Origin of the sequence: Ruminococcus sp. CAG:379 (assembly GCF_000434255.1) — a bacterium.
Classification (GTDB): Bacteria; Bacillota; Clostridia; order Oscillospirales; family Ruminococcaceae; genus Ruminococcus_F; species Ruminococcus_F champanellensis.
The window spans coordinates 1-2,734 of sequence record NZ_FR894926.1; the positions used below are offsets into that span (position 1 = coordinate 1).

The 2,734-nt window shown below is 55.2% G+C and carries 3 protein-coding genes; all 3 read left to right on the top strand.

Annotation, left to right across the window (positions count from 1 at the left end):
- Positions 1 to 201 (top strand): hypothetical protein (locus QVO51_RS10230; protein ID WP_288168174.1); only part of this gene is annotated, 201 nt, incomplete at its 5' end.
- A gap of 138 nt (positions 202 to 339) precedes the next feature.
- Positions 340 to 1,719: a sugar transferase gene (locus QVO51_RS10235; protein ID WP_022358311.1), complete on the top strand. Its 1,380-nt coding sequence runs from the start codon at positions 340 to 342 to the stop codon at positions 1,717 to 1,719.
- An 81-nt stretch (positions 1,720 to 1,800) separates the two neighbouring features.
- The coding region (locus tag QVO51_RS10240; RefSeq protein WP_288168176.1) for a mannose-1-phosphate guanylyltransferase at positions 1,801 to 2,734 on the top strand (934 nt) is incomplete at its 3' end.

Genomic DNA, 2,734 nt, shown 5'->3' on the forward strand with positions numbered 1-2,734 from the left:
AGCACGCAGAGCATAAAAGACAACACAAAAGCAAACGGTCACCAAAGGGCAAAACTGGAAGATAAGCCACCCCGGAGGAAATGGCTGCAAGATAAAAGAGCCATATTTCACCGGCAGAATCCACAGGATTTCATCCCCATTCTTCCCGGTTTTGTGCGGTTTGAATCGGATTCTGTTAAGAATCGGGGAACATTCTTTTAATCACGGCTTTTTCGTGTATTTGTCTTGACGTGTAAGGGATTTTTTGATACAATGAAATAAATATGGGTATGCTCACAACTGCCCATAGGCTTCCAAAAAAGAAACAGGAGCTTGACGCTTGGACGTCAAACAGGATATATGAACAATCGGGAACAATACAAACGGATCGTTTACTTTTTTTCCACGCTCATCATCGTTGCGCTGCTGACGCTGGAATTTGCATTTACATGGTACACTGCATACAGCGACGTGATCGCTCTGCCCTTTTACCGGCGGGGCAACTGGGTACTGGTGCTGATCTATGCGGTGCTGTTTTTGATTATTCTCAAAGCCTCCGGGGGGTATAAGGTGGGGTATCTGAAGCGGGGAGATATGCTCTACTCCCAGATTTTATCCCTGGGGTTTGTGAACGCCATTACTTATTTTCAGATCAGCCTGATCGGCAGACACCTGATGCCGGTGAAGCCCCTTTTGTGGATGACGCTCATCGACCTGGTACTGCTGATCTGCTGGGCGGTGCTGTCCAACCGGTTCTACTTCTGGCTGTATCCCCCACGGCGGCTCATCATCGTCTACGGCAGTCAGTCCGCCGCCCAGCTGGTCATGAAAATGAGTGAGCGGGTGGACAAGTATATGATCTGTGAGTCCATCAGCATCGAGGCAGGGCTGGATCGGATCAAGCAGGAAATGCGCCGGTTTGAAGGGGTCATTATCTGTGACATCGCCGGGGCGGAGCGGAACGATCTGGTGAAATACTGCTTTGAGACCTCCACCCGGGCGTATATCGCCCCGAAAATCTCCGATATTATTCTCCGGGGGGCGGAGGATATCCGGCTCTTTGATTCCCCCCTGCTGCTGTGCCGGAATTATGGTCTGACCTTTGAGCAGCGGCTTGCAAAGCGTACCTTTGACATCTGCGCAAGCCTTGTGGGACTGATCCTGCTTTCTCCGGTGATGCTGGTCTGCGCACTGGCGGTCAAATGCTACGACGGCGGCAGCATTTTCTACGCCCAGACCCGGCTCACCAAGGACGGCAAGCCCTTCCGGGTGCTGAAATTCCGCAGCATGATCGCAGACGCAGAAAAGGACGGCAAGCCCCGGCTTGCAGGAGAGGATGACGACCGGATCACGCCGGTGGGAAAATTCCTGCGGAAGTGCCGGCTGGACGAGCTGCCCCAGCTCATCAACATCCTCAAGGGGGAAATGTCCGTGGTAGGCCCCCGGCCGGAGCGTCCGGAGCTGACGGAGGAATACTGCCGGGATATGCCGGAATTCCGCTATCGGCTGAAGGTAAAGGCAGGGCTGACGGGCTATGCCCAGGTGACGGGTGTATACGATACTGTGCCCTTTGACAAGCTGAAAATGGATCTGATGTATATTGAGCATTACTCCATGCTGATGGATCTGCGGATCATTCTGATGACCATCAAGACCATGATCCTCCCCGGCAACACCAATGAAAAGCGACACATTCTTCCTGCAAGGGATGCACATAAAACGGACCGGGAACAGCAATAACCGGAAATCGAAGGCGGCACTGTCCGGAGAGGGAACAGACCGCCGAAGGAAAGGAGCGCGGCGGAATCGCCGCAGCAGAGCATGAAAACAACCGCAGTCATTATGGCAGGAGGCAGAGGCGAACGCTTCTGGCCCAAGAGCCGCACCAACCTGCCCAAGCAGTTTTTGTCCCTGACCAGCGACGGGGAGACCATGATCCAGAAAACCATCAAGCGGCTGGCGCCCCTGGTGGAAACGGAGGATATTTTCGTGGTGACCAACGCCGCCTACAAGCAGCTCGTTCATGAGCAGCTTCCCCAACTGCCCCAGGAAAACATCCTGGCGGAGCCCATGGCACGGAACACCGCCCCCTGTATCGCTCTGGCGGCAGCGGTGATCCGGAAGAAGTATGAGGACGCTGTGATGCTGGTGCTGCCCTCGGATCATCTGATCCAGTATGAGGAAATGTACACGGACACCTTAAAGCAAGCCATCCGGGTGGCAGAGCAGGGGGACAATCTGGTGACCATCGGCATCACCCCCACCTATCCGGAAACCGGCTACGGCTACATCAAATTCCAGCGGGGCGGGGAGGATCTGCCCGGCGGCGTGTACCAGGTGGACTGCTTTGTGGAAAAGCCGGATCTGGACACCGCAAAGAGTTACCTTGCCTCCCGGAAGTATCTGTGGAACAGCGGCATGTTCGTGTGGAAGGTCTCCACCATCACCGGGAATTTCCGGAAGCTGATGCCGGAGCTGTACACGGGCATGGACGCCATGACCGAAGCATACGGCACCCCGTCCTTTGACCAGGTGCTCCACGATCAGTTCGCCGCATTCCCCTCCGAATCCATCGACTTCGGGGTGATGGAAAAGGCGGAGCATATCTACACCCTGTCCGCAAGCTTCGGCTGGGACGATGTGGGCAACTGGCTGGCGCTGGAGCGGATCAACCAGACCAACGAATACGGCAACTACGTCACCGGGGACGTGATCACCATCAACACCAGCCGCAGCACCATCTGTGGCAGCAAGC